The sequence below is a fragment of the Streptomyces sp. V4I2 genome (genome assembly GCF_030817655.1).
GTDB lineage: Bacteria > Actinomycetota > Actinomycetes > Streptomycetales > Streptomycetaceae > Streptomyces > Streptomyces plumbiresistens.
In genome coordinates this window covers 2,140,190-2,165,398 of sequence record NZ_JAUSZM010000003.1, presented here as the reverse complement: position 1 = coordinate 2,165,398, position 25,209 = coordinate 2,140,190, and the positions used below count along the sequence as shown (strand labels likewise).

General features: G+C 71.1%; 22 protein-coding genes and 6 tRNA genes. 19 read left to right on the top strand and 9 right to left on the bottom strand.

What is annotated here, in order from left to right; all coding sequences use genetic code 11:
* Positions 1–163 precede the first annotated feature (163 nt).
* The 3 genes from cobT (at position 164) to QFZ76_RS10860 (ending at position 6,707) form a co-directional block, all read left to right on the top strand.
* Positions 164–4,420, top strand: coding sequence for a nicotinate-nucleotide--dimethylbenzimidazole phosphoribosyltransferase (gene cobT, locus QFZ76_RS10870; protein ID WP_307673520.1), 4,257 nt, complete (start codon positions 164–166; stop codon positions 4,418–4,420).
* 171 nt (positions 4,421–4,591) lie between these two features.
* Entirely contained in the window at positions 4,592–5,824 is a 1,233-nt protein-coding gene (gene cobA / locus QFZ76_RS10865; RefSeq protein ID WP_307673519.1) for a uroporphyrinogen-III C-methyltransferase, read from the top strand.
* A gap of 64 nt (positions 5,825–5,888) precedes the next feature.
* Positions 5,889–6,707 (top strand): RNA methyltransferase, encoded by an 819-nt coding sequence (locus QFZ76_RS10860; protein WP_266442860.1) that lies wholly within the window; start codon positions 5,889–5,891, stop codon positions 6,705–6,707.
* 30 nt (positions 6,708–6,737) lie between these two features.
* On the opposite strand, the gene QFZ76_RS10855 is transcribed toward QFZ76_RS10860, so the two are convergent.
* Positions 6,738–8,156 carry a serine/threonine-protein kinase gene (locus QFZ76_RS10855; RefSeq protein WP_307679983.1) on the bottom strand — a complete coding sequence of 473 codons (1,419 nt, stop codon included), beginning with the start codon at positions 8,154–8,156 and terminating at the stop codon, positions 6,738–6,740.
* Positions 8,157–8,352: 196 nt separating this feature from the next.
* On the opposite strand from QFZ76_RS10855, the gene QFZ76_RS10850 reads away from it, so the two are divergent.
* The 4 genes from QFZ76_RS10850 (at position 8,353) to QFZ76_RS10835 (ending at position 10,868) form a co-directional block, all read left to right on the top strand.
* Positions 8,353–8,628, top strand: coding sequence for a hypothetical protein (locus QFZ76_RS10850; RefSeq protein WP_030038485.1), 276 nt, complete (start codon positions 8,353–8,355; stop codon positions 8,626–8,628).
* Between the two features lie 196 nt (positions 8,629–8,824).
* Positions 8,825–9,022, top strand: coding sequence for a hypothetical protein (locus tag QFZ76_RS10845; protein WP_053748661.1), 198 nt, complete (start codon positions 8,825–8,827; stop codon positions 9,020–9,022).
* 500 nt (positions 9,023–9,522) lie between these two features.
* The gene (locus tag QFZ76_RS10840) at positions 9,523–10,476 is read left to right on the top strand and encodes a phosphotransferase (protein ID WP_307673518.1); all 954 of its coding nucleotides are present in this window, start codon (positions 9,523–9,525) and stop codon (positions 10,474–10,476) included.
* Positions 10,477–10,571: 95 nt separating this feature from the next.
* On the top strand, positions 10,572–10,868 hold the full coding sequence (locus tag QFZ76_RS10835; RefSeq protein ID WP_307673517.1) for a zf-TFIIB domain-containing protein: 297 nt from the start codon (positions 10,572–10,574) through the stop codon (positions 10,866–10,868).
* Between the two features lie 55 nt (positions 10,869–10,923).
* Here QFZ76_RS10835 and QFZ76_RS10830 read toward each other — a convergent pair.
* From QFZ76_RS10830 to QFZ76_RS10810, 5 genes are all read right to left on the bottom strand, one after another.
* Positions 10,924–10,995 (bottom strand) — tRNA-Val (locus QFZ76_RS10830).
* A 52-nt stretch (positions 10,996–11,047) separates the two neighbouring features.
* Positions 11,048–11,119, bottom strand: a tRNA-Val gene (locus QFZ76_RS10825).
* Between the two features lie 35 nt (positions 11,120–11,154).
* Positions 11,155–11,226 (bottom strand) — tRNA-Val (locus tag QFZ76_RS10820).
* Position 11,227: 1 nt separating this feature from the next.
* Positions 11,228–11,301 (bottom strand) — tRNA-Cys (locus QFZ76_RS10815).
* 37 nt (positions 11,302–11,338) lie between these two features.
* Positions 11,339–11,411: transfer RNA gene (locus QFZ76_RS10810), tRNA-Gly, on the bottom strand.
* A 177-nt stretch (positions 11,412–11,588) separates the two neighbouring features.
* Here QFZ76_RS10810 and QFZ76_RS10805 point away from each other — a divergent pair.
* Genes QFZ76_RS10805 through QFZ76_RS10795 form a run of 3 tightly spaced genes read left to right on the top strand, consistent with a single transcriptional unit; the run spans position 11,589 to position 14,328 of the window.
* Positions 11,589–12,632, top strand: coding sequence for a chorismate-binding protein (locus tag QFZ76_RS10805; RefSeq protein WP_307673516.1), 1,044 nt, complete (start codon positions 11,589–11,591; stop codon positions 12,630–12,632).
* Entirely contained in the window at positions 12,629–13,450 is an 822-nt protein-coding gene (locus QFZ76_RS10800) for an aminotransferase class IV (protein ID WP_307673515.1), read from the top strand. Before QFZ76_RS10805 ends, QFZ76_RS10800 begins: the two co-directional genes overlap by 4 nt.
* Before the next feature lie 53 nt (positions 13,451–13,503).
* The gene (locus QFZ76_RS10795) at positions 13,504–14,328 is read left to right on the top strand and encodes a GNAT family N-acetyltransferase (protein WP_307673514.1); all 825 of its coding nucleotides are present in this window, start codon (positions 13,504–13,506) and stop codon (positions 14,326–14,328) included.
* Positions 14,329–14,350: 22 nt separating this feature from the next.
* Here QFZ76_RS10795 and QFZ76_RS10790 read toward each other — a convergent pair whose 3' ends face one another.
* A complete protein-coding gene (locus tag QFZ76_RS10790; RefSeq protein WP_307673513.1) occupies positions 14,351–14,875 on the bottom strand; it encodes a DsbA family protein in 525 nt (174 codons plus the stop codon).
* Between the two features lie 490 nt (positions 14,876–15,365).
* On the opposite strand from QFZ76_RS10790, the gene QFZ76_RS10785 reads away from it, so the two are divergent.
* On the top strand, positions 15,366–15,815 hold the full coding sequence (locus tag QFZ76_RS10785; protein ID WP_307673512.1) for a hypothetical protein: 450 nt from the start codon (positions 15,366–15,368) through the stop codon (positions 15,813–15,815).
* 177 nt (positions 15,816–15,992) lie between these two features.
* Positions 15,993–16,145 carry a hypothetical protein gene (locus QFZ76_RS10780; RefSeq protein WP_164873000.1) on the top strand — a complete coding sequence of 51 codons (153 nt, stop codon included), beginning with the start codon at positions 15,993–15,995 and terminating at the stop codon, positions 16,143–16,145.
* A 93-nt stretch (positions 16,146–16,238) separates the two neighbouring features.
* Here QFZ76_RS10780 and QFZ76_RS10775 read toward each other — a convergent pair whose 3' ends face one another.
* Positions 16,239–16,799 carry a CGNR zinc finger domain-containing protein gene (locus tag QFZ76_RS10775; RefSeq protein ID WP_307673511.1) on the bottom strand — a complete coding sequence of 187 codons (561 nt, stop codon included), beginning with the start codon at positions 16,797–16,799 and terminating at the stop codon, positions 16,239–16,241.
* Positions 16,800–17,008: 209 nt separating this feature from the next.
* Positions 17,009–17,422 (bottom strand): SsgA family sporulation/cell division regulator, encoded by a 414-nt coding sequence (locus tag QFZ76_RS10770; protein WP_004002642.1) that lies wholly within the window; start codon positions 17,420–17,422, stop codon positions 17,009–17,011.
* 191 nt (positions 17,423–17,613) lie between these two features.
* Here QFZ76_RS10770 and QFZ76_RS10765 point away from each other — a divergent pair, with 191 nt between their 5' ends.
* The 7 genes from QFZ76_RS10765 (at position 17,614) to QFZ76_RS10735 (ending at position 25,207) form a co-directional block, all read left to right on the top strand.
* Entirely contained in the window at positions 17,614–18,066 is a 453-nt protein-coding gene (locus tag QFZ76_RS10765) for a TIGR02611 family protein (protein WP_307673510.1), read from the top strand.
* 78 nt (positions 18,067–18,144) lie between these two features.
* A tRNA-Val gene (locus tag QFZ76_RS10760) sits at positions 18,145–18,216 on the top strand.
* 349 nt (positions 18,217–18,565) lie between these two features.
* Positions 18,566–19,855: an ABC transporter substrate-binding protein gene (locus QFZ76_RS10755; protein ID WP_307673509.1), complete on the top strand. Its 1,290-nt coding sequence runs from the start codon at positions 18,566–18,568 to the stop codon at positions 19,853–19,855.
* On the top strand, positions 19,855–20,856 hold the full coding sequence (locus QFZ76_RS10750) for a carbohydrate ABC transporter permease (protein WP_307673508.1): 1,002 nt from the start codon (positions 19,855–19,857) through the stop codon (positions 20,854–20,856). Before QFZ76_RS10755 ends, QFZ76_RS10750 begins: the two co-directional genes overlap by 1 nt.
* Positions 20,853–21,746 carry a carbohydrate ABC transporter permease gene (locus QFZ76_RS10745; protein WP_307673507.1) on the top strand — a complete coding sequence of 298 codons (894 nt, stop codon included), beginning with the start codon at positions 20,853–20,855 and terminating at the stop codon, positions 21,744–21,746. Before QFZ76_RS10750 ends, QFZ76_RS10745 begins: the two co-directional genes overlap by 4 nt.
* Positions 21,747–21,752: 6 nt before the next feature.
* Entirely contained in the window at positions 21,753–22,352 is a 600-nt protein-coding gene (locus QFZ76_RS10740) for a hypothetical protein (RefSeq protein WP_307673506.1), read from the top strand.
* Positions 22,353–22,471: 119 nt separating this feature from the next.
* The gene (locus QFZ76_RS10735) at positions 22,472–25,207 is read left to right on the top strand and encodes a Tat pathway signal sequence domain protein (RefSeq protein WP_307673505.1); all 2,736 of its coding nucleotides are present in this window, start codon (positions 22,472–22,474) and stop codon (positions 25,205–25,207) included.
* Positions 25,208–25,209: the final 2 nt, after the last annotated feature.

Here is a 25,209-nt window from a genome sequence, read left to right as displayed (position 1 = left end):
GGGCAACGGCCGCGACAATGCCAGTTAATGGCTTTGTCGTCTTTTGGCGACGGGTCGTTCGTGCCGCTGGGCACGCACGCTCGTTCTTCACTGCGGAGCGGTCGGTGCGCCGTTCCGGGTGAGCCGGCTGAAGAAGCACTAACCGATGGGCGAGGGGTTACGCATGACCGACACCGGCCAGGTCCCGGGCGAGGGACTGCCGGAGAGCGCAGGCATGGTGGAGCAGCCGAGCGCCCCCGCGCACGGTGCGTACACCTACCTCTCCGAGACCACCGCCGAGGACGAAGACCTGTTGCTGCTGCCGGGCGCCCAGGGCGCGTGGGGCAACGAGGTCGCCCCGCCCGCGCCGGAGCCCGTCGTCGAGACCGTGCACGAGCCCGGCCCGCACGAGATGTCCGGCCGCGACAGCGGCTCGGTCGACCTCAACGGCTTCCGCCTCCCCAACCCCGCACCGCAGTCCATGCAGACTCCGCCCCGCCGCCCCCTGCACCTCGGCCCGCCCATTCCCGACACCTCCGCGAGCCCGGTCCGCTCCCTCGCCGACCGCGGCGCCGTCGCAGCGCCGGTACGGCAGTCCGGCCAGCCCGCGACGGGTCCCGAGTACCTCGACGCCCCCCAGCCGCTGCGCGAGATGTCCCCGCAGGGAGCGTCGCCCTGGGGCGCGGCCCCCGTCCACAGCGCGGTCCAGGCGCCGGTGAACCCCGAGGCCGGGGCTGCCGAAACGGTTGTCCCGGCGCCGGCCCAGGATGCCGAACCGGGGGACGCGGTCCAGGCCGCGGTGACCCACCCGGCTCCTCAGGCGGCACACGCTGCCGAGGCGCCGCAGCCTGCCGAGGCGGTCGCTGACGGGTTCGCCGCGGAGGCCGCGGAGGGGGTGAGCGAAGGGATCGCACAGGCACCGGCACACGCTGACGTTCAGGCTCCGGAGAGCCAGAGCGGCGCGGCCGCCCAGGGCCCGGAGGGCCAGGATGCCGGGTTCGGCCAGGTCCCGGACGGCCAGGGCGGTGGGTTCGTTCAGGCTCCGGAGGGCCAGAGCGGCGCGGTGGCTCAGGGTTCTGAGGGTTCTGAGGGTTCTGAGGGGCAGGGTGTCGGATTCGCTCAGGTCCCGGACGGTCAGAGCGGTGGGTTCGTGCAGGCTCCGGAGGGCCAGAGCGGCGCGGTGGCTCAGGGCTCTGAGGGTTCTGAGGGTTCTGAGGGGCAGGGTGTCGGATTCGCTCAGGTCCCGGACGGCCAGGGCAGTGAGCTCGAGCAGTCTCCCGAGGCTCAGGGAGACGTGACCACGCAGGCTCCCCAGAGCCAGGACGAAGGGCTCGCACCGCTGGTTCAGGACGCCGGTGCAGCCGGCGCGCCGACCGCGAAGGTCCACGAGGGCGCGTACGCAGCAGAGGAGGGTGACGCGACCGTGCCCGGCGGTGGCGAGGCCGCGCCGGGCGGTGAGGCCCCGCAGGTCTCCGCGGAGACGCACGCTCCGGATGCCGGGCAGGTTCCGGAGGCCGTACAGGCGCCGGATGCGGTGCAGGTCCCGGTGACCGCGCCCGCTTCGGACGAGAGGCAGGCACTGGCCGCCGTACAGGACGAGGCCGCTGCCACCGTGGAAGCCGAGCAGGCGGCACCGCCTGCCGCAGCGGGCGGACAGACCGAAGCCACCGACCCCGCTGCCCATGCCGTCCACGAGCCGGGCACGGACACCACTGTCGACGCCGGGCAGGAACCGGACACCGACGCCGGGCAGGCACCGGCAGCCGACCTCGTCGCGGACGACGCCGAGCCGGTCCTGGGAGCCGCCCCCGCTCCGGACGTCGTAGAGGTGCCGAAGGCAGCGCACTTCGCCGAGGTCGACCCCGCGTCCATGACCGCAGAGGTGTCCGAGGCCGCCGCCCCCGGGTTCCCGGCGGTGTCCGAGGCCACTGGCCCTGAGTTCCCGCCGGGTTCCGAGCCCATCGCCTCCGAAGTCGCGCCGGGCACGGAGACCGCTCCCGCGGAGACCTCCACAGCGCAGCCCGGGACCACTGGAGCCGACACCCTCCTTGCCGCCCAGGACGCCGTACAGCCCGGCCCGGCCCCGGCCCCGGCGCCCGTCACCGAGCACGCGCAGACGGCCGCCCCGGAAGCCGTACCCTTCCCGGACGCCGCGCAGGCCCCGCAGCCCGCGGACGGCGCCACGGCTCCCGCCGAAGAGCTGCCCGCGGCCGTGACCCCCGAGCCGTCTCCCCAGTACGCGGCACCCGACCAGGCTGCGCCGGAGCAGAGCCAGGCGCCCCTTGCGGACGCGCAGGGCCCGCAACTCGTCCCGGACCCGTCCTTCGCCGCCCCTCAGCCACAGGCAGCCGAACTCCCGGAGGAACAGCCGCAGTTCGCGGCCCCCGACGGCACCGCCCCGGAGTACCACGTCGACCAGTCCCTGGGCCGGTTCGTCCAGGTCGAGGGCTCGGTGCCGTCCACTCCGCACCTCGCGCCGACACCTCCGCACGCCACGACCATCCCCCCGGAGAACCCGCAGACCACGGAACCCGTCGCCGCGGTCCCCGCCCCCCGTGAGGAGGCCCCGGAACTCGTGCAGCACGCGGAGGATCTGGACACCCGGGCCGCCGACCAGGAAGACCGACAGGACCAGCAGGACCAGCAGGACCAGCAGGACCAGGAAGAAATGAGCCCCGCGCCAGTGGAAGACGTACGACAGTCCACCGGCCCGGCCGCGCCCGCCTACAACGACGCCGAGCGCGAGGCCGTCCTGAAGGTGATGCGTGAGCGCCGCGACATCCGCAACGGATTCCGCAGCGACCCGATCCCGCATGAGGTGCTGCTCCGCGTCCTGGAGGCGGCCCACACCGCCCCCTCGGTCGGCCACTCGCAGCCCTGGGACTTCGTCGTCATCCGCTCGGCGGAGACCCGGAGCAGCATGCACGACCTGGCCATGCGCCAGCGGGACGCCTACGCGAAGTCGCTCCCCAAGGGCAGGGCGAAACAGTTCAAGGAACTGAAGATCGAGGCGATCCTCGACACCCCGGTGAACATCGTCGTCACCGCCGACCCGACCCGCGGCGGCCGCCACACCCTCGGCCGGCACACCCAGCCGCAGATGGCCCCGTACTCCGCCGCGCTCGCGGTCGAGAACCTCTGGCTCGCCGCCCGCGCCGAGGGCCTCGGCGTCGGCTGGGTCAGCTTCTTCGACGAGCGCGAGATGGTCCGCGCCCTCGGTCTGCCCGATCACCTCGAGGTCATCGCGTACCTCTGCGTGGGTTACGTCGACGAGTTCCCGGACGAGCCCGAGCTGATGCAGGCCGGCTGGTCCAAGCGCCGCCCGCTGTCGTGGGTGGTCCACGAGGAGACGTACGGCCGTCGCGCGCTGCCCGGCGAGGAGCCGCACGACCTGCTCGGCGAGACCGTCGCGCAGATCCGCCCGCTGGACGCCAAGGCGCTCGGCGAGGCGTGGGAGCGGCAGAAGCGGATGACGAAGCCGCCCGGCTCGCTCGGCATGCTGGAGATCATCTCCGCGCAGCTGTCCGGGCTGTCCCGGCAGTGCCCGCCGCCGATCCCGGAGCCCGCGGCCGTCGCGATCTTCGCCGGCGACCACGGCGTGCACGCACAGGGGGTCACCCCCTGGCCGCAGGAGGTCACCGCCCAGATGGTGGCCAACTTCCTCGGCGGCGGCGCGGTCTGCAACGCCTTCGCGGCCCAGGTGGGCGCCGAGGTCTGCGTCGTCGACGTCGGCGTAGCGGCCGAGCTTCCCGCGACCCCCGGCCTCCTTCCCCGGAAGATCCGCGCGGGCACGTCCGACATGACCACCGGTCCCGCGATGACCCGCGAGGAGGCCAAGCAGGCCATCGAGGTGGGCATCGAGACGGCCCGCGACCTGGTGGCGGCCGGCAACAAGGCCCTGCTCACGGGCGAGATGGGCATCGCCAACACGACCGCCTCGGCGGCCCTGATCTCGGTCTTCACGGACACGGACCCGGCCGACGTGACGGGCCGCGGCACCGGCATCAACGACGAGACCCTCGCCCGCAAGACCGAGGTCGTCCGCCGCGCCATCGAACTCCACCAGCCGGACCCGGCCGACCCCATCGGCGTCCTCGCCGCGATCGGCGGCTTCGAACACGCCGCCATCGTCGGTCTCCTCCTCGGCGGCGCCTCCCTGCGTACGCCGGTGATCCTGGACGGCGTCAGCGCCGGCGCCGCCGCCCTGGTCGCCCGCGCGATCGCCCCCGAGGTCCTCGCGGCCTGCATCGCCGGCCACCGCAGCGCCGAGCCCGGCCACGTGGCCGCGCTGAACAAGCTGGGCCTGCGTCCCCTGGTCGACCTGGACCTCCGCCTGGGCGAGGGCACGGGCGCGCTCCTGGCGCTCCCGCTGGTCCAGAGCACGGCGAGAGCGATGCACGAGGTGGCGACGTTCGACTCCGCAGGGGTAACTGAGAAGTAGGCGTCCGTGGTCCGTGGGCAGTCGTTCCGCACGGTGGAACGGGTGGGCACGGACCACGCAACCGCAGCCGACGACGTGCTCAGCCACCGGACCACCTGAGCCGCCACCCGCCCCTGCCCAGTAAAATCCGCACGTCAGGGCCACCGCACCGCACCGAGGAGCCGCACCCTCATGGCCGAACACCCCGCCTACCCCGTAGGCCTCCGTCTCACCGGCCGCAGGGTCGTCGTCCTCGGCGGCGGCCAGGTCGCCCAGCGCCGCCTCCCGGCACTCATCGCGGCGGGGGCCGACATCCTCCTCGTGTCCCCGGAAGCGACCCCCTCGGTCGAAGCGATGGCGGACGCGGGCGAGATCACCTGGGAGCGACGCCCGTACGCCGACGGCGACCTCGCGAACGCCTGGTACGCCCTGATCGCCACCAGCGACCCCGATGCGAACACCCGGGCCTCCGCCGAGGCAGAGGCGCACCGCGTCTGGTGCGTCCGCTCCGACGACGCCGACGCGGCAACGGCCTGGACCCCGGCCACCGGCACCAGCGAAGGCGTCACCGTGGCCGTCCTCACCACCGACGCGCGCGGCCGCGACCCCCGCCACACCGCCGCCATCCGCGACGCGGTCGTCGAGGGCCTGCGCGACGGCACCCTCGTCGCCCCCCACCACCGCACCCGCGCCACCGGCGTCGCCCTCGTCGGCGGCGGCCCCGGCGACCCGGACCTGATCACGGTCCGCGGCCGCCGCCTCCTCGCCGAGGCCGACGTGGTCATCGCCGACCGCCTCGGCCCGCGCGACCTCCTCGCCGAACTCCCCCCGCATGTCGAGGTGATCGACGCGGCGAAGATCCCGTACGGCCGGTTCATGGCCCAGGAGGCCATCAACAACGCGCTGATCGAACACGCCAAGCAGGGCAAGTCGGTCGTCCGCCTGAAGGGCGGCGACCCGTACGTCTTCGGCCGCGGCATGGAGGAGCTCCAGGCGCTCGCCGAGGCCGGCATCCCCTGCACCGTCGTCCCGGGCATCTCCAGCTCGATCTCGGTCCCGGGCGCGGCCGGCATCCCGGTCACCCACCGGGGGGTCGCCCACGAGTTCACGGTGGTCAGCGGCCATGTCGCCCCTGACGACGAGCGCTCCCTGGTCGACTGGCCGTCGCTGGCCAAGCTGACCGGCACGCTCGTGATCCTCATGGGCGTCGACAAGATCGGCAGGATCGCCGAGACCCTGGTCGCCCACGGCAAGTCCCCGGACACCCCGGTCGCCCTCGTCCAGGAGGGCACGACGGCCGCGCAACGCCGGGTCGACGCGACGCTCGCGACGGTCGCCGAGACGGTCCGTACGCAGGAGGTCAGGCCCCCGGCGGTCATCGTCATCGGCGAAGTGGTGGGCGTGGGTCCGCAGACCTCCGCGTAACCCGGGGTAACACAACCCGTCCCAAGCCGTTGGCACCGCACCCAGGACAAGGCAGTATCACCCTGTGGCCGATCTCATCACCGTCGAGGACCCCGACGACCCGCGCCTGCACGACTACACGGGCCTGACCGACGTCGAGCTGCGCCGCAAGCGCGAGCCGGCCGAGGGCCTCTTCATCGCCGAGGGCGAGAAGGTCATCAGACGGGCCAAGGACACCGGCTACGAGATGCGTTCGATGCTGCTGTCCGCGAAGTGGGTCGACGTCATGCGGGACGTCATAGACGAGCTCCCGGCCCCGGTGTACGCGGTCAGCCCGGAAATCGCCGAGCAGGTCACCGGCTACCACGTGCACCGCGGCGCGCTCGCCTCGATGCAGCGCAAGCCGCTGCCCACGGCGGCCGACCTCCTCCAGACCGCCCGCCGGGTCGTCGTCATGGAGTCGGTCAACGACCACACCAACATCGGCGCGATCTTCCGCTCGGCCGCCGCCCTGGGCATGGACGCGGTCCTGCTCTCCCCGGACTGCGCCGACCCCCTCTACCGCCGCAGCGTGAAGGTCTCCATGGGCGCGGTCTTCTCCGTGCCGTACGCCCGTCTCGACACCTGGCCCAAGGGCCTGGAGTCGGTCCGCGAGGCCGGCTTCACCCTCCTCGCCCTCACTCCGGACCCCAAGGCCAGAACCCTCGACGAAGCCGCCCCGCACAAGATGGACCGGGTGGCGCTGATGCTCGGCGCCGAGGGCGACGGCCTCTCCACCCAGGCCCTGGTGGCCGCCGACGAATGGGTCCGCATCCCCATGGCCCACGGCGTCGACTCCCTCAACGTGGGCGCGGCGGCCGCGGTCGCCTTCTACGCCGTGGCGACGGGCCGCCCCGCACTCTAGGCAGCCGCCCCGCCGATCCCGGCGGAGCGCCTAGTCGGACGCCGTGAGCGTCGACTCGTACCGCTCGGACATCAGCGGCGCGTCCAACGGCTCGTGGCCCGGCCGCCCGTCCCGCACCGGCTGCTCCTGCTGATTCCGTACGACGTTCCCCTCGCCGCCGAGCCCTCGCGAGGGCCCCTGACAGCCCTGCGCCGCGGCGATGCCGAGCGCCACCAGCAGCGTGACCACGACGAACACGAACAGCCGCTGACGCAGCAGCCGCGGATTGGCGGGCCGCCGCCCCGTGCCCGTGCCTCTCTGCGTCGGCCGGCCGCCGCCACCGCGCGACGCCGGACGACTCCCGCCGCCGGAACGCGTCGTGCTCCGCGGCGCCCCCGAGCGCGACGAACCGCCGCTCCGCGAGGCACTGCCACCCCGTGAGGGAGTCCCGCCCCGCACCGGAGCGGGACCGCGGGAGGCGGCACCACTCCGCGGCGGGGGAGTCCCCGGCGTGCCCGGGGTGCCCTGCTGCCCCTGCGGACGCCGCTGCGGCGCCCGCTCCGGGTAGGTGTCGGCGAGCCGCCCGGTGGGCCGGTCCGCCTCACCGGCGCGCGGCGCGGGCGGCCGTACGTCCGCCAGCCCCTGCGACTCCCGGGCGGCGATCTCCTTCAGCCGCAGCGACAGCTGGAGGGTGCTGGGCCGCTCCTGGGGGTCCTTCGCGAGGCACGCCCGGACCAGCGGAGCCAGCGCGTCCGGTACGCCGTGCAGCTGCGCCTCCTCATGCACGACGCGGTACAGCATCACCTCGGAACTGCCGTGCCCGAAGGGCGAGTCGGCCATCGACGCGTACGCCAGGGTCGCGCCGAGGGAGAACACGTCCGTGGCGGGTGTCACCGCGGCGCCGCGCACCTGCTCGGGCGCGAGGAAGCCGGGGGAGCCGACGGCCGTGCCGACATGGGTGAGCGTCGAGGCGCCCGTCGCCCAGGCGATGCCGAAGTCGATGATGCGCGGGCCCTTGGGGGACAGCAGGATGTTGGACGGTTTGAGGTCCCGGTGCACCACCCCGGCCTCGTGCACCGCCACCAGCCCCTCCGACAGGGCGGCCCCGACGGTGGCCACGTCGGCGGCGCCCATCGGTCCCTCGTCGGCGATCTTGTCGTGCAGGGAGGGCCCGGGCACGTACTGCGTGGCGAACCACGGCCGGTCGGCGTCCAGATCGGCGGCTACGAGCCGTGCCGTGCACCCGCCGCGAATGCGCCGCGCCGCCGACACCTCACGCGCGAACCGCGAGCGGAACTCCTGGTCCTCCGCCAGATCCGGCCGGATCACCTTGAGCGCGACCCGCTGGCCCTTGCGGTCGGAGCCCAGATAGACAACGCCCATCCCGCCCGCGCCGAGCCGTCTGTGAAGCCTGAACGAGCCGACGACGCGCGGGTCCTCGCGCCTCAGGCGCATCATCGCCATGTTCATCCCCGCTGCCCGGTCCGTGTGACGTGCCACAGCTTACGTTTCCACGGCCCGCCGCGCGCAGAGGCCGCGCCCTCTCGGCCGGATGGATTGTCAGTGCCGGGTGGGAGAATTGAAGGGTGGTCAGGGAGCTCGCGGGCAGGGCGACTTGGGAGGGTCTGTGACCCCAACCACCCGTCGCAGAAGGGGGATTGAACCCGTGAAGGGTGATCGCGTGGAGATAGTCGTGGACGCCGGGGACACGACGCGTACGTACGAGGTGGTGGCGAGCAGGGCGGGCCGCCGGGTGGAGACAGCGGTGCGCCGAGGCGTCGTTGAAGTGAGCGAAGTCACCCGCAACGGCTCCGTCGTCCGTACGGCCCGTTTCATGGCGAACCGGGTCCTGGCGCTGGTCGAGCAGCCGATTCCGCGAGAGGACAGCTCGGAGAAAGCGGGGCACAGCGGGCGCCCCCTCCGGGAAGACCCCGAGACCTAGGACCCCGTCTCCACCCACGGGAGTACAACGCAGGTCACGGGTCATCCTCCGGGAGGCCCGGCAATCGGTACGAGGGCATGACGTGCGGCGAGCGCCGGACGCCTAGATTTGAGGTCAAGCGGCGGGTGCAGCACTCGTCCCCCGAGGTCAGACACCCGCCGCTGCCAACCACAACAGAACGGTCAGGAGAGGGACCATGGCCTACACGGCACCGCGGACACTGGTCCGCACCCAGGAGCGCATCGCGCTCCGCCCCCGCCGCACGGGCCGTCGCCACCCACTGGTGGCGACACTCATGGCCCTTCCCCTGGCGGCCCTGCTCCTCCTCGTCTTCGACGGCTGGGAGACAGTGGCCACACAAGCGTCGTCCGTGGGAGTGATGCTGGGGCGCTGAGCGGCGACCCCAGGCCCGGAAGAGCGGTCCGGGCGGGGACATCCTGCCATGAAACCCCGTGGGGACGGGGGTGCGGCGGACGGCAAAAATGCCGGCGCAGCTGGGGAGCTGCGCCGGCATTGCTTTGCCCCGAACCGGGGCCGGGTGCGCGTAGCGCCTTGCGTTGGGTGGTGGGTCGGGGCCGCGCCGGGGGGTGTCCGTCCTCGGAACGGAGCGAAATCGGTTCCTCATCGAGGTACTGGCGTTGACGCGCCAACCGCTGCGGGCGGACACCCCCCGACACGTCCCCTTCCCGCCGTACGCGAGTGCAGGTGCGTGCGTCCACCTCTCGACCGACCGAGTCGGGTGGTGGGTGGGCATAGGTCCGGGGGTCTGGGGGCGGAGCCCCCAGCAGGCGACCGCACCGACGCCGGGTGACCGGACAGCCCGCGGCGCGCTCGGCACCGCGTACAACCTTGCGTACCCTCGCGAACGAACCGCCCGCACGCGCCAGGAGCCCAGTGACCCACGCCCTGCTGTCCGACCTCACGACCCGAGCCACGGCCAAGGCCCACTCGGCAGCATCCGCCTGCCCCTGCGGAGCAACCACCACCCTCGCCGACCGCCCCGACGCCACAGTCGTCCGTCACGCCGGCACCGTCGCCAAGGCCCACGCCCCGGACACCACCCGCACCGACCTGATCCCTCGCCTCACCGCAGCCACCCACTTCCCCGGAATCCTCCTCCCGCCACTCAGTCCGACCCCGACCGACCTGCACGGCAGGCTCGTGACGTTCTGGCCGTACGGCACCCCCGTGGACCCGGAAGATCCCGACGCGGCTCCCTGGGAGGACGCCGCCACCCTCCTCGCCCGCCTCCACCGCACCCCCACCACGGCCCTGGCGACACCCCCACGGTCAGCCGACACCCCCCTGCCTCCTATGCGCGGCCCCGCCAAAGCCGCCCTCGCGGTCACCCGCCTCCGCACGACAGCCGCCCAGCATCCCGCCACCACCCCCGTCCTGCATGCCTGGTCCACGCTCCCCGCCTGGGCCCGCGCCGAGACACCCATGCCGGACACCGCCACGCTCTGCCACGGCGATCTCCACCTCGGCCAACTGGTCCGCCACCCCGCCCCCGACGGCCCGTGGCTGCTCATCGACGTCGACGACCTCGGCGTCGGCGTCCCGGCCTGGGACCTCGCGCGCCCCGCGGCCTGGTACGCCTGCGGACTGCTCCCGCCGGACGAGTGGACCCGCTTCCTGACCGCCTACCGCACGGCGGGCGGCCCGGCCGTCCCCGCGGTCGGCGACCCCTGGCCCGCACTGGACGTCCCGGCCCGCACCCTCACCGTGCAGACCGCCGCCCGGTCGATCGCCAAGGCCGTCGCGGCGGACCGTCCCCTGGACGAGGTGGAGGTGGCACTGGTCGACGCCTGTGACCGGATGGGTTCTGCCCCGCCGGAATCGGCGTGAGGTTTCCCCAAGTAGGGTGCAACCGACCGCAGCCGGACAGAGTCTGTCCTGGCGAAGCACTGAGCAGGACCGACCGGCGAGGAGTTGAGCCGACCATGCAGTGTCCGAAGTGTCATGCGCCGATGCACACGTACAACCGCAACGGCGTACAGATCGAGCAGTGCAGTGGCTGCCGCGGCATATTTCTCGACTACGGCGAGCTGGAGTCGCTGACCCGCCTGGAGTCCCAGTGGTCCCAGCCGGCGGTCCCGCCGCCCCCGGCCGCCCCGCAGTACCCGGCCGCTCCCGGCGCTCACTCTGCTCCCGCCTGGGGCGCCCCGCAGGGCGGCCACTACGGCCACCAGGGTCACCACCGCAACAAGGGCTTCGGGCGCATGCTGTTCTCCAGCTGACAGCCGACCGGCACACGAAGAAGCCCCCGGCCGCTGGGCCGGGGGCTTCGGTGTGTGGACGATACTGGGATTGAACCAGTGACCTCTTCCGTGTCAGGGAAGCGCTCTCCCGCTGAGCTAATCGTCCTCGGGACCACGATCACGATGTGCACTCCGAGGAGCGGATCATGGGCTTTGCGTGCGCGATACTGGGATTGAACCAGTGACCTCTTCCGTGTCAGGGAAGCGCTCTCCCGCTGAGCTAATCGCGCGGGTCGGATCTCGCCGTACGTGCTGGAAGATCCAGTGGACGATACTGGGATTGAACCAGTGACCTCTTCCGTGTCAGGGAAGCGCTCTCCCGCTGAGCTAATCGTCCTTGGAGGTGGAGACGGGATTTGAACCCGTGTAGACGGCTTTGCAGGCCGTTGCCTCGCCTCTCGGCCACTCCACCAGGAGTGTAGGGGGCCGGGAAGACCCCTGTTCCTTCGAGCGGACGACGAGGTTCGAACTCGCGACCTCAACCTTGGCAAGGTTGCGCTCTACCAACTGAGCTACGTCCGCCTGTCGTTTCGGTACGCTCCGCGTCCCGGCGACGTCTGAACTCTAGCGGATTCCGGGGCCAGTACAAAAACGCGTTTGCGCAGCGTGCTGCGCTGCGCCTGCTCAGGGACGTGCCCGGGGCCGTGTGAGAGACACGGCCAGGTCACGTGCCGGACACCCACCCCTAGACTCGACAGCGTGCTCGACCTCCCTCCCCTCGCCCGGTTCGGCGACCGCGTGGCCACCGGTCTCCTCGACGTCACCAGCGATCCCGCGGCACTCGACTCCACCGGTTTCTGGGCGGTCTGCGCGGATTTCGAGGGCCGTCTGACCTGCGCCCGCTTCGAGGACGTACGGGAGGAGCCGGTGCCCGCCCCGGTGCCGGGGGAGTGGCGAGGGCCCGCCGCCGGTGACTGGTCGTCCTCCCTCGATCGCGCCGCGTACACGGATGGGGTGCGGCGCATCCGTCAGTACATCGCCGCCGGCGAGGTCTACCAGGCCAATCTCTGCCGGGTGCTGTCCGCGCCCCTCGCGCCGGACGCCGACGTGGACGCCCTCACATCACTGCTGGCGCGCGGCAACCCGGCGCCGTACGCAGGAACGATCCGTCTGCCCAGCCACGGCGTGGAGGTCGCCACCGCCTCTCCCGAGCTGTTCCTGCGGCGCGACGGACGGGGCGTCGAGTCCGGCCCGATCAAGGGCACCGGACGCACCGAGGCGGACCTCCTGGAGAAGGACTACGCCGAGAACGTGATGATCGTGGACCTCGTCCGCAACGACCTCGGGCGCGTCTGCGCCACCGGCAGCGTGACCGTCCCCGACCTGTGTGCCGTCGAGAAGCACCCCGGTCTGGTCCACCTCGTGTCGACCGTCCGCGGCGAGCTGCGCGAGGACGCCGGATGGCCCGAGCTGCTCGCCGCCGCCTTCCCGCCCGGGTCGGTCACTGGCGCGCCCAAGTCGAGCGCGCTGCGGATCATCGAGGAGCTGGAGAGGGGGCCCAGAGGGCCGTACTGCGGCGGCATCGGCTGGGTGGACGCCGACCGCGGCGTCGGTGAGCTGGCCGTGGGCATCCGGACCTTCTGGGCCGACCGTGCGGAGGGCGTACTGCGCTTCGGTACCGGCGCCGGCATCACCTGGGGGTCCGACCCCGAGGCGGAGTGGGCGGAGACCGAGCTGAAGGCGTCCCGGCTGCTCGCGGTAGCGTCGGGTGTGTACGAGGTGAGTGGAGAGGGACTGACGTGAAGCTTTGGCTCGACGGCGGGCTGCAGGACATGGAGTCCGCCCGTGTCTCCGTCTTCGACCACGGGCTGACCGTGGGCGACGGCATCTTCGAGACGGTGAAGGCGGTGCACGGCAGGCCGTTCGCGCTCACCCGGCACCTCGACCGGCTGACCCGCTCCGCGCGCGGCCTCGGCCTGCCCGACCCTGATCTCGACGAGGTCCGCCGCGCCTGCGCCGCCGTCGTCGAGGCCAACCCGATGCCGCTCGGCCGGCTGCGCATCACGTACACCGGCGGCCACGGCCCGCTCGGCTCCGACCGCGGCGACCACGGTGCGACCCTCGTGGTCGCGCTGGGCGAGACGACCCGCCGCCCCGACACCACGGCCGTGATCACGGTCCCCTGGACCCGCAACGAGCGCGGCGCGCTCACCGGCCTCAAGACGACCTCGTACGCCGAGAACGTAGTCGCCCTCGCCCGCGCCCGCGAACAGGGCGCTTCCGAAGCGCTGTTCGGCAACACGGTCGGACAGCTCTGCGAGGGCACCGGCTCGAACGTCTTCGTCGTCCTCGACGGCGAGATCCACACCCCGCCGCTCGCCTCCGGCTGCCTCGCCGGCATCACCCGCGCCTTGACCGTCGAGTGGACGGGTGCCAAGGAGACGGACCTGCCGCTGGACGTCCTCGAGCGGGCCGACGAGGTCTTCCTGACCTCCACCCTGCGGGACGTTCAGGCCGTGCACCGCGTCGACGACCGCGAACTGCCGGGCGCACCGGGTCCGGTGACCGCCAAGGCCATGCGGATCTTCGACGAGCGGTCGGGCGACGACCTCGATCCGTAAGTCCTGCGGATAATCGGCTGACCGACGGCCCGGCGAGGGGTAGAACTCCCCTGATGACCACGACCCTGCGGCCGAGCGAGCCGCTTCAGCGCAACGCCGACGGGACGCGTTCACGCCACTACCAGGTGTGTGTGAACAGCCGTCCCGTCGGCGCGATACACCTGGGCACGTCCCCGTCCTTCGGCGACTCGGTGGCCCGCGTCCACAAGGTGCACATCGAGGAGCCCGACCGCCGGCGCGGCCGGGGCACGGTGGCCATGCTCGCCGCGGAGGAGGTGGCGCGCGGCTGGGGCTGTCGGCAGATCGAGATCAGTGTGCCCGCGGACGCCGAGGCCGCACTGCGGCTCGTCAAGGCGCTCGGCTACGTCCTGCGCAACCGCGGCATGGAGAAGCGGCTCGCCGACGCCCCGCCCGAACTGCCCGCCGGCAGCCGGGCACGCCCGATGACCGAGGCGGAGTTCGAGGCGTGGCAGGAGCACGAGTCGGAGGACTACGCGCGCACCTGGATCGAACGGGGCGTACCGGAGGCCGAGGCATACGCCAAGGCCCGGCGCGACCACGAAGTGCTCCTGCCGCAGGGCCTGGCCACCGAGAACATGCTGTTCAGCATCCTGGAGCACGAGGGCACCCGGGTGGGCGTCCTCTGGCTCGCCCTGCGCGCCGACAGGGCCTTCGTCTTCGACGTCGAGGCCGACGAGGCCCATCGCGGCCGGGGACACGGCCGTACGCTCATGCTGCTGGCGGAGGCCCAGGCGATCGCCGAGGGCAGACGGATCCTGGGCCTCAACGTGTTCGCGGGCAACACCCCGGCCGAGCGGCTCTACGAGTCGCTCGGTTACGAGACGACGCAGTACGCCTTCTACAAGCCGTTGTTGTGAGCCCGGTTGTCGGCCCGGCGGCTCAGGCGTCCTGCCCGGCCAGCAGCCGGTCCGCGATCTCCTCGATGCGCTCGCGCAGCCCTTCCTGGCTCTTGCCGCCGTCGAGGCGCTCGCCGTCGATGACATAGGTGGGGGTGCCGGTCACACCGATCGCCTTGCCTTCGGCCTGGTCGGCGTCCACGATCAGGATGTGCCGGCCGTCGACGAGCGCCGTGTCGAACTCCTCGGCGTCCATCCCGAGTTCCCGGGCGACCTCGACCAGGAAGGGTTCTCCCTTACGGTCCAGCTCCTCGACCCGGCCCAGCACCGCCTCGACGAACGGCCAGCCCTGCCCCTGCTCCACGGCCTCCTCGGCGGCCTGCGCGGCGGCGAAGGCGTGCTTGTGCTTCTCCAGCGGGAAGTGCCGCAACCGCAGTTCCAGCCGGTCGCCGTAGCGGGCGCGCAGGGCACGGAGGTCGTCCAGGGCGCTGCGGCAGTCCGGGCACTGGAGGTCGCACCAGAAGTCGAGAACGGGAGCCGCGGAACGCGCGGGGGAGGAGTCGCTCATGCCCCCAGTCTCCCAGCCCCGACCCGGCCGACCCAACCGGACCTCACCCCGGCACCGCCGCCACCTGCGACGGTGACCTCGACCGGCACCGACGGTGCCGACCGACGAGCACGGTGGTGCCGATCGACTGCCGCCCAAGATGTCGACTGACTGTCGCGGGGGTGAGGCTCGGCTGCTGCGGCGGTGAGACCGGCTGGCGCCCGCGGGGTCCACCGGCTGTCACGGCGGTGAGGACTGACTGCCGCCCGCGGTGAGGACCGGCTGCCGCCGTGGTGTCCAACGACTGCCGCGGCGGTGAGAACGGACCGCCCCCCGCGGGTGACGACCGACCGCCACCCGCAGGGGTACGACGTCGACCGGCACCTGCGGAGGAGGCGACCCGGAGATGTCCCTGATGTCCCGTCGGAGGATGGCCCGGCGGGGTGCCGCGGGTGCAGGATGGAAGGGACGAAGTGCCCTTGCCCGACCGAGCTCTGCCCTGGAGGACCGGATGATTGCCGAGACCGTCTGTTCCGCCGTCGCCGCGGCCGGCCTGGGCATCGCGGCGGTCACGGCGTACCGCAAGCGTTTCCTCTCAGCCGTCCGGATCGCCGCGTACTCCCTCGTGCCCCTCGGCCTGGTCATGACCGGCGTCGTCGAGTGGCTGGCGGACACCGCGTTCAGCCCGACGGCCTGGGCGGGCTTCGTGGTGCTCGGCCTCTCCTGGCTGCTGTTCGCGAGCACGCGTGCGGTGGAGCGCCGTCGAGGCGGCACCCGCAAGGAGCGCAAGGCGGCGGCCAAGGGTGCCGCCCAGCGCGAGGCGGTCGCTCCGGCGGCTTCCGCGCCCTCCCTGGGCCCGGGCACCCGCCCGACGGCCAAGCCCGCGAGCCGGCCCCGTACCGAGACCGCGACGGACGACTTCAGCGACATCGAGGCCATCCTCAAGAAGCACGGCATATGAGGCCTGCGGCGGGCCGGCATATGTCGTCCGCACGCGCACTGAAACGACACAGCGGGTCCCTGCGCGTGCGGAAGTGATCACGACCCGAACCGGAGATCACGGAATCCGGCGAACACCCGCTCACTGCGGGCGTGTTGATCGCGTCATGCGTCCCGACTGCGTCATCATCGCCGCGAGATGCTGGACACGACACAGAGCGACGCCGCGCCGCCGCAGGACGAGCCGCGCGGATGCCTCTTCGCCCTTTCCCAGCCACCGCTGATGATCTTCCTTGCGGTGATCGGGTGTCTGCTCCTCACGGCTGCGCTGCACGACCTGCTGTTGCTGTGAGCCATACCCGTGGTCCCCGGCGTCACCCGCCGGGGCCCACGAAGGCATCGTGTCCGGTCCGGATCTCGTCGTACGGGCCCTCTCGTCCGGGCCTCAGCCCGCCGCCTCCTTGCGCCGCGCCCGGTAGGCGGCCACGTGCAACCGGTTGCCGCAGGTCCGGCTGTCGCAGTAGCGCCGCGAGCGGTTGCGGGAGAGGTCCACGAAGGCGCGCCGGCAGTCGGGCGCCTCGCAGCGACGCAGCCGCTCCTGCTCGCCGGCCACCACGAAGAACGCCAGTGCCATCCCGCAGTCGGCGGCCAGATGATCGGCGACGGAGGCGCCGGGCGCGAAGTAGTGCACGTGCCAGTCGTAGCCGTCGTGGTCCGTGAGCCGGGGTGTGGTGCCCGCGGCGGCGATCAGCTCGTTGATCAGCCCGGCGGCGGCCCGGGCGTCCGGGGCGGCGAACACCGAGGCGAACCGTCCGCGGATCTTTCGCACCGCCGAGAGGTCGAACTCGGAGAGCACTCCGACCTCGCTGACTTCGTGGTTTCGTACGAAATCCTCCAGTGCTGTGACATCCGGCAGCGCGTCCTGAGCCGTGTCGTCCTCCGGCGCGGTGTTCACCAGATCCACCACGGTGTCGAGGGCGCACCGGGTGTCGTGGGTGATCAGCACGTTTCGCTCCCTGGCCTGGGGGTCGGGCGGACGCCCGCCGATGCTGGCCGATGGTAGTGCGTCCGCGCACCCTGAGGTCGGCGGCGGGGCGACGCACACCGGCGCCGCCCCCATGAGGGGACGGCGCCGGTGCCTGCCCTATTCGGTTGTCTGGGCCCGAGCCGTCTCCCCGAGTGGACGGCGCCGGGCGGCTCTGTGCAGCCTCGCCCCTAGCTTTCCGCCAGGATGTGCGAGAGCTCCTGATCGAGATCGAAGTGCCGATGCTCCGTGCCGGGAGGCACAGCCGCATCCGTGCGCTTCAGGAAGGACTCCAGGGCCCGCGCAGGGGCCTCCAACAGGGCCTCGCCCTCCGGCGAGCTCAGGGCGATGCAGACGACGCCCTGACCGTGACTGCGCGACGGCCAGACACGGACGTCGCCGGTGCCCGTGGGTCGGTGGAGGCCCTCCGCGAGCAGGTCTCGGGCGAACACCCACTCGACGGTCTCCTCGGCTCCGGTGTGGAAGGTGGCGTGCACGGCGTAGGGGTCGGCCGTGTCGTACCGCAGGCCTGCGGGGACAGGCAGGGATGACTCGCTCGACACAACGAGGCGCAGGTGCAGCTCGCAGCTGACCGTGGTGTTCATAAGCGCCAGGGCCTTTCGCTCAGTGTGCGCTCGGGGATTCGCACGTCGGCGAAATCGACATGCCACCTACGGTGCCGTTGTAAACCCCTCTGAGTGTTTTGCGTGCCTTTACGTAACTCTTCCGGCCGAGAGCGTGTTCGTACGGTACGGCCATTCCGGTGACTGGTTTCCGTCCGGTAGGGTTTGGCCGTATGAATACGGGGAGTGACGAGCCGGGCGAGGTTGCCGTGGCAGCGGAAAAGACGCAGACCGACGGGGTGCAGGGCGAGCAGCGACTCGGCTCCAGAGCTCCCGCATTCATCCAGGCGCGCCGCATGCTCCACCTGAGCTGGCAGGTCTGTGTCTTCGTCATCGGGCTCGCGGTCGTGGGCGTCGGCATCGTCATGCTGCCGCTGCCCGGACCGGGCTGGGTCGTGATCTTCGGCGGCATGGCGATCTGGGCGACCGAGTTCGTCTGGGCCCAGCTGGTGCTCCGCTGGACCAAGCGCAAGGTCACCGAGGCGGCCCAGCGTGCCCTCGACCCCAAGGTCCGGCGGCGCAACATCATCCTGACGTCGATCGGCCTCGTGATCATCGGCGTCCTCGCCGGCATCTACCTGTGGAAGTTCGGCCTTGTGATGCCCTGGAAGATCAAGGACCAGTGAGCCGCGACGGGGGTGCGAGGGCCGGCCGGCGCCGGTGACCCGCACCCCCTGACATGGGGTAATGTTCTCCCTGCGTCCGGGCGATTAGCTCAGTGGGAGAGCGCTTCGTTCACACCGAAGAGGTCACTGGTTCGAACCCAGTATCGCCCACCCGACACGGCGGCCCGTCTGCGAGAGAGCAGACGGGCCGCCGTCGTGTGTGCGCCTCCGGCCGCCGCGGGGCGCGCGCCCCGCCCTGAGGCGAATTTTCGCCGGGCGGCCTGCGGGCGCCGAGGCCGAGGTCGCGTTCGGCCCGCCGACCACGGGTTCCTCACCTGCGATGTCACCTCCCCGGGAGCGAGGCCGGACCCCGACGCACCGTCAGCTCGCCGAGCGGGCCCCCAAGAAATTCCTGTCCGAATCATTGACGCACCCCGAGGCCCTCCGTAACTTGTGCCAGCAAGCGCTTACTTGAAACGATTCATGCAGGCGGCAACGACGCTGCGGGGAGGGTCCGACTGTGGGAACCAGCAGGAATGTTGAGAGGCGTACGATCCTGAAGGCCGCGGGAGCGACGGCGGCCACACTGGGCCTGGCCGCGACCACGGGGTGCGGGGGAGACGGCGGAACCTCCTCGGACGGGACGGTGACGATCCGTTACGCGTGGTGGGGTGCCGAGGACCGCGCCCAGCGCATCAACAAGACCATCGCGCTCTTCGAGAAGAAGTACCCGAAGATCAAGGTGAAAACGGACTTCCAGCCGTACCCGGACTTCTGGAAGAAGTTCAACACCCAGGCCTCCGGCGGCAATCCGCCCGACGTCTTCCAGAATGCCATTGGATTCCTGCGGAAATACGACGCCAAGAATGTGCTGCTCGACCTGAGCGAGCAGGTCAAGGCGGGCAACCTCTCCATGGACGGCTTCCGGGCCGGCCTCGAGAAGTTCGGCGAGGTCGACGGCAAACTCCTCGGAGTTCCGGTCGGCTCCAACTCGATGTCCCTGGTCATCGACAAGCCCGTCTACACCAGAGCGGGCGTGAAGCCTGAGCAGGGCTGGACCTGGGACGACTTCGACGCGGCGATGAAGAAGATCCGCGACAAGACGGGGCGCGCCGGCGACAGCGGCATGTACGGGGTCATGTACCTCTACGACCTCTACCTGCGCCAGAACGGCAAGGCCTTCTTCACCGAGGACGGACTCGGTTTCACCGAGGCGGACCTGACGGACTGGTGGACCAAGGCGAAGAAGGGCGTCCAGGACGGCGTCTACGCCGACCCCAAGAAGGTCGCCCAGATCAAGCCGAAGTCGGCGGTGACCGCGGAACTCGCCGGCGGTGAGTTCACGTGGGACAACTTCAGCGTCCGCTACAGCGCCGAGGGGAAGAGCGAGTACAGCCTGGCCCCCATCCCGACCACGGACGGCAAGAAGACCGGCCAGTACCTCGGCTCCCTGATGCTCAGCGCCTCCAAGCGCACGCAGCACCCCAAGGAAGTGGCCCAGTTCATCGACTTCATGGTGCACGACCCCGAGGTCGCCAAGATCATGGGCTATGACCGCGGTGTGCCCGCGACGCAGGCCCAGTTCGACGCGTTCAAGCCGACCGACGAGGTCAACAAGTCCATCGCCGCCTACGAGACGTCCCTCGTCGACGCGGGTGTCCTGGAGCCCATCACCCCGCACCCCAACGGCGCCGACATCTGCGAGGCCGCCTTCCTGCGCATCGCCGAGGAACTCGCTCTGGGCACGCGCTCGGTGGACGACGCCGTCAAGCAGTTCTTCACCGAGTCGAAGACGGCTCTCGTCGGCTGATGGGAACCACCGTGACACACGCCCCTGCGATGGAGGGCCTGGCCAAGGACTCCGAGCCGCGGCACGGTCCGGTGAACTCCCCGCGCCCCGCCGCACTCAAGCGGCGGGGCCGCCGGGAGACCCTGGCCGGCTATCTCTTCATGTCCCCCTGGATCGCCGGGTTCCTGCTGCTCACCGCAGGCCCGATGATCGCCTCGCTGTACTTCGCGTTCACCGACTACAACCTGTTCGACACGCCCAAGTGGATCGGCCTCGACAACTTCTCCGAGATGTTCGGCGACCCGCGCTGGCGCCACTCGGTCAAGGTGACGATGTGGTACGTCGTCGTCGGTACGCCGCTCAAGCTGCTGCTGGCTTTGGGGGTGGCGCTGCTGCTCGCCCAGAAGCGGCGCGGACAGGCCTTCTACCGGGCCGCTTTCTACGCGCCGTCGCTGATCGGGGCGAGTGTCTCCGTCGCGATCGTCTGGAAGGCGATCTTCGCGGACGACGCGATCGTCGACCGTACGCAGAAGGTCTTCGGGATCGACGTCGGCGGCTGGACCGGCGACCCGGAAATGATCATCTACAGCCTGGTGGCGCTCACCGTCTGGCAGTTCGGTGCGCCCATGGTCATCTTCCTGGCCGGCCTCAAGCAGGTGCCGCGCGAGCTGTACGAGGCGGCCGAGGTGGACGGGGCCGGCCCGATGCGGCGGTTCTGGAACATCACCCTGCCGATGATCTCCCCGGTGCTCTTCTTCAACGTCCTGCTGGAGACGATCCACTCCTTCCAGATCTTCAGCTCGGCGTACATCGTCGGCGGCGGCGCAGGAAGCAACGCCTGCGGCCCGGCGGACGGCTCGATGGTCTATACCTGCTACCTCTACGTCCAGGGCTTCGAGAACAGCCGGATGGGCCTGGCCTCCGCCATGGCCTGGATGCTGCTCGTCGCGGTCGCCCTGGTGACGGCGGTGCTGTTCTGGTCCCAGAAGCGCTGGGTGCACTACGAGGAGGGCGCCCGATGAGCGCGCAGGCCACCGACATCACGCCGGCCCGGTCCACGAAGGGCGGCAACTTCCGCCGCAGGCTGCCCGGTTCCCTCGCCTGGCACCTCGGGTCCTTCGCGATCCTCGCGGTGATCCTCTATCCGGTGATCTGGGTCATCGGCGGCTCCTTCAAGAAGAGCGAGGAGATCATCGGGAGCCTGGACCTCTTCCCGGGCGATCCCATCGTCTCGAACTACACCGGGCTCGCCGACGGCATCGCGGACATCTCGATCTCCACGTTCTTCGTCAACTCGCTCACTCTCGCGCTCGGTTCGGTGGTCGGGATCCTGGTGTCCTGCTCGCTGACCGCGTACGCCTTCGCGAAGATCAGGTTCGCGGGCCGCAATCTGCTCTTCACGCTGATGATCGGCACGCTGCTGTTGCCGTACCACGTGCTGCTGATCCCGCAGTACGTGCTGTTCCGCAACATGGACATGATCAACTCGTACACCCCGCTCCTGCTGGGGAAGTACCTGGCCACGGAGGCGTTCTTCGTCTTCCTGATGGTGCAGTTCATGCGCAACCTGCCCAAGGAGCTCGACGAGGCGGCCCGTCTCGACGGCTGCGGACACTTCCGCATCTACTGGTCGATCGTGCTCCCGCTGTGCCGGCCGGCCCTGATCACCAGCGCGATCTTCACCTTCATCAACTCCTGGAACGACTTCATGGGCCCGCTGATCTACCTCAACGAGCCCGACAAGTACACGGTCTCGCTCGGTCTGAAGATGTTCGTGGACCAGGAGGGCGTGGCCAACTACGGCGGCATGATCGCGATGTCACTGGTCGCCCTGCTGCCGGTGCTCGCCTTCTTCCTCGCCTTCCAGCGCTATCTGATCGACGGTATGGCGACGTCCGGACTGAAGGGCTGACCCGGCATGGCTGAGGCACGCGTCAAGGCCCGCGCCCCGCGCAAGGAGTCCGTCTTCAGTGAGCGGTTCGCCGTGTTCGCCGAGTGTCTGCTGACCGGGGTGTGGATCGCGGTGGCCTCGCTGGGCGTGGTCACCTACCCGGCCGCCTTCGCGGCCGGGGCGCGGCACCTTCGCCGTCGTACCGGCCATGAGGTCGGCGGCTGGCGGGAGTTCGTCGCCGACTTCCGCGCCGCTGTGCGCGGCGGATGGCTCGCCGGGCTCGCCGGGTGGGCGGCCGCGGTCGCGGTCTGGGTGGACGTCCAGGCCGTGCGGGCCGGGATTCCCGGCGGGCCGCTGGTCGGGGCCGTCGGCGTGTTCGCGCTGATCGGTCTCGCCGTCGCCGGGCTGCGGGCGGCCGCCGTCTGGACCCCGGGCGCCACATGGCGTGCCCTGCTCGCCGAGGCCGGCCGTCGGACCGTGCTCGACCCCGCCGGTTCCTTCCTGGTCGTCGGCGGACTGGCCGTGGTGGCCGTGTCCGCATGGTTCGTCGCACCGCTGGCGGTCCCCGTCCTCGGGGCCGTCGCAGCGGCGGCCGTCGCCGTGGAGGAGCGGTACCGGCACCGCTGACGCGCGGTGTCCTCGTCACAAGGTCGGCGCCCCGGCGTCGCACCTCCCTCTGTCATGCCCCTGACCAGCCGCACGGAAATGCTTCCCGCACGGAACGGAAAGGAAAGGCTGAAACTCTTATGTCTCCCATTCCCCGCAGGTCCCTTCTCAAGGCGGCCGCGGTCGCCGGAGCCGCCGCGCAGTTCAGCTGGGCGCTAGGAGCCAAGGACGCTCAGGCGGCGCCGAGAGCCGCCGAAGCCGACGCCGATCCGGTGACCCTGGACTGGCTGGAGGACGGCGGCCTGGGCGCCGCCCCCGGCTCCACCCTCGGCGTCCCCTGGCCGAAGGGCACTTACCAGAAGGACCAGAAGTTCGCGATCACGGACGCGGACGGCAAGGCCGTGCCCGCGCAGTCGTGGCCGATCGCCTACTGGCCCGACGGCTCGCTCAAGTGGACCGCGCACGCGGTGAGTTCGGGTAACGGCAAGCTCACCCTGACCGCGGGCGAGGCCGCCGCCCCCGCCAAGAAGGTGACCGTCGACAAGAGCGGCGGCACCATCGACGTCTCGACCGGCGTCATCACCGCGAAGATCGGCAAGTCCGGCGCCACGCTGATCAAGTCGGTCACCCGAGGCTCGACCGAGATCGCCAAGAACGGCCGGCTCGTCCTGATCCGCCAGCCCGAGATCGAGGACGAGGACCAGGGCGCGGTCAAGACCGAGCGCTTCGAGGGTGCCATCTCGAAGGTCGAGGTCGAGCAGGACGGCCCGGTCCGCGCGGTCGTCCGCATCGACGGCAAGCACCGCAAGGGCAGCCGGAGCTGGCTGCCGTTCTCCATCCGGCTGTACTTCTACGCGGGCGCCGACTCCTTCCGCATGGTGCACACCATCACCTTCGACGGCACCCAGGAGCCCGGCAAGGCCAGCGGCGACTTCATCCGCGGCCTCGGTGTCCGCTTCACCGTGCCGATGCGCGACCAGTCGTACGACCGCCACATCCGCATCGGCGGGGACGGCACCGGTCTGCTGCGCGAGGCCGTCAAGGGCATCACCGGACTGCGCCGCGACCCGGGCGCGGCCGTCCAGGCGGCCCAGTACGCGGGCCAGAAGCTGCCCGACCCGGCCACCTGGGACCAGCGCGTCACCACGCGGCTCCAGTACATCCCCGAGTGGGGCGACTACACCCTCTCCCAGCTCTCGGCCGACGGCTTCGGCCTGCGCAAGCGCACCAAGAAGGGCCACGGCTGGATCGGCGCCGGCGGCGGCAAGCGGGCCTCCGGGTTCGGGTACGTCGGCGGCGCGAGCGGCGGGTTCTCCTTCGGCCTGCGGGACTTCTGGGAGAAGTTCCCGGCGCAGCTCGACATCCGCGACGCCCAGACCGACGAGGCCGAGGTCACCCTCTGGCTCTGGTCGCCCGAGGCGCAGCCCATGGACCTGCGCTTCTACCACGACGGCATGGGTCAGGACACCTTCGCCGAGCAGCTCGAAGGCCTCAACATCACCTACGAGGACTACGAGCCCGAGTTCGGCACCCCCTACGGCATCGCCCGCACCTCCGAACTCCTCTTCTGGGCCAACGAGTCGACGCCCAGCGCCGAGAAGCTCGCCGAACAGGTCGAGGCCGTACGGGTGCTGCCGCAGCTGGCCGCCCCGCCCAAGCAGCTCATCAAGGCCGGGGTCTTCGGCCCGGGTCTGTACTCCGAGCCGGACCGCTCCACGCCCGCCAAGGCCAAGATCGAGGAGCACCTCGACTTCCTCTTCACCTACTACAAGGACCAGGTGGAGCAGCGCCGTTGGTACGGCTTCTGGGACTACGGCGACATCATGCACACGTACGACACGGTCCGGCACCAGTGGCGATACGACATCGGCGGCTATGCCTGGGACAACTCCGAGCTGTCGCCGGACCTGTGGCTGTGGTTCGCGTACCTGCGCTCCGGTCGGGCGGACATCTTCCGCTTTGCCGAGGCGATGACCCGGCACACCGGCGAGGTCGACGTCTACCACCTGGGCCAGTGGGCCGGCCTCGGCACCCGGCACGGTGTGCAGCACTACGCCGACAGCGCCAAACAGCAGCGCATCGCCAATACGACGTACCGCCGCTACTACTACTTCCTCACGGCCGACGAGCGGGTCGGCGACCTCATGCACGCCAATGTCGACTCCGACGAGACGTTCCTCGTCCTCGACCCGATCCGCAAGATCCGCACCGAGCCGTACACCCCGGACCGGCACGCCCTGTCGGTCGGCTTCGGCACGGACTGGAGCGGTCTGGTGTCCGCCTGGCTGACCGAGTGGGAGCGCAAGGGCCCCAAGTGGGAGAAGGCCAAGGCGCGCGTCCTGTCCACGATGGAGACGATCGCCGCCCAGCCCAACGGGTTCGTGCAGGGGACCGGCCTGTACGACCTGGACACCGGTAAGTTCGCGGTCGCCTCGGCGCCTGCGGTGGGGGTCTCGCACCTCTCCGCGGTCTTCGGGCTCAACGAGCTGTGCGCGGAGCTCATCGACCTCGTCGACATGCCGAAGTTCAACGAGGCGTACTTCGACTACTGCCGCTACTTCAACGCCACCAAGGCCGAGCAGGCGGCGCGCTACGGCTCCAACTTCGGCTCCCTGCTGCTGTTCCAGGGCCACTCGCGCCTGGACGCGTACGCCGCCGTCCAGACCGGGGACGAGAAGCTCGCCAAGCGGGCCTGGGACAAGTTCTACAATTCCGACGGCTACAAGGAGTCGGCGCCCTGGAAGACCGAGAAGCTGAGCGGCCCGGCCACGCTGGTGCCGGGCAGCGAGGCCGCCTGGGTGTCCACGAACGACACCGCGCTCTACGGCCTCGCCGCCATCGAGAACCTGGCGCTGCTGGGGGACAAGATGCCGTAGCC

Coding starts and splice junctions, on each gene's coding strand:
- cobT (WP_307673520.1), top strand. CDS start 164: ATGACCGACACCGGCCAGGTCCCGGGCGAGGGACTGCCGGAGAGCGCA.
- cobA (WP_307673519.1), top strand. CDS start 4,592: ATGGCCGAACACCCCGCCTACCCCGTAGGCCTCCGTCTCACCGGCCGC.
- QFZ76_RS10855 (WP_307679983.1), bottom strand. CDS start 8,156: ATGAACATGGCGATGATGCGCCTGAGGCGCGAGGACCCGCGCGTCGTC.
- QFZ76_RS10845 (WP_053748661.1), top strand. CDS start 8,825: ATGGCCTACACGGCACCGCGGACACTGGTCCGCACCCAGGAGCGCATC.
- QFZ76_RS10835 (WP_307673517.1), top strand. CDS start 10,572: ATGCAGTGTCCGAAGTGTCATGCGCCGATGCACACGTACAACCGCAAC.
- QFZ76_RS10795 (WP_307673514.1), top strand. CDS start 13,504: ATGACCACGACCCTGCGGCCGAGCGAGCCGCTTCAGCGCAACGCCGAC.
- QFZ76_RS10790 (WP_307673513.1), bottom strand. CDS start 14,875: ATGAGCGACTCCTCCCCCGCGCGTTCCGCGGCTCCCGTTCTCGACTTC.
- QFZ76_RS10785 (WP_307673512.1), top strand. CDS start 15,366: ATGATTGCCGAGACCGTCTGTTCCGCCGTCGCCGCGGCCGGCCTGGGC.
- QFZ76_RS10780 (WP_164873000.1), top strand. CDS start 15,993: ATGCTGGACACGACACAGAGCGACGCCGCGCCGCCGCAGGACGAGCCG.
- QFZ76_RS10770 (WP_004002642.1), bottom strand. CDS start 17,422: ATGAACACCACGGTCAGCTGCGAGCTGCACCTGCGCCTCGTTGTGTCG.
- QFZ76_RS10765 (WP_307673510.1), top strand. CDS start 17,614: ATGAATACGGGGAGTGACGAGCCGGGCGAGGTTGCCGTGGCAGCGGAA.
- QFZ76_RS10750 (WP_307673508.1), top strand. CDS start 19,855: ATGGGAACCACCGTGACACACGCCCCTGCGATGGAGGGCCTGGCCAAG.
- QFZ76_RS10745 (WP_307673507.1), top strand. CDS start 20,853: ATGAGCGCGCAGGCCACCGACATCACGCCGGCCCGGTCCACGAAGGGC.
- QFZ76_RS10740 (WP_307673506.1), top strand. CDS start 21,753: ATGGCTGAGGCACGCGTCAAGGCCCGCGCCCCGCGCAAGGAGTCCGTC.
- QFZ76_RS10735 (WP_307673505.1), top strand. CDS start 22,472: ATGTCTCCCATTCCCCGCAGGTCCCTTCTCAAGGCGGCCGCGGTCGCC.